This is a genomic window from Halomonas sp. ND22Bw (assembly GCF_003011945.1).
GTDB classification, from domain to species: Bacteria; Pseudomonadota; Gammaproteobacteria; order Pseudomonadales; family Halomonadaceae; genus Halomonas; species Halomonas halophila.
The window spans coordinates 1-278 of record NZ_PXWD01000677.1; the positions used below are offsets into that span (position 1 = coordinate 1).

At 67.3% G+C, this 278-nt stretch carries 1 protein-coding gene; it reads left to right on the plus strand.

The features are described 5' to 3' along the window. Positions 1-278: hypothetical protein (locus CVH10_RS19850; protein ID WP_219924875.1), on the plus strand; the 278-nt coding region annotated here is incomplete at both ends.

A 278-nucleotide genomic window follows, 5' to 3' on the forward strand; every position in this document is an offset into this window, starting at 1 on the left:
AGGCTCGTGGAGCGCATCGCTCAACAAGTTCGTGCCGCAGCGCCAGCTCCCGGTGCATGCGCGCCAGCTCTTTCCCGAAAGCGTGCTGGGTGCGAACGCGCCCGATCCGACGCAAGCGGGCGCCACGATCAGCGACGAAGGCGATGTCCGCGTCTGGACGCTCGATGGCGAGGTGCTGATTGCCAGCATCCATTCGAAGATGAACGCCATCAGCCCCGACGTGGCCGAGTCGCTGGCGGCTGCCGTCGAGCTTGCCGAGGCCGAGTACCAGGGCCTGG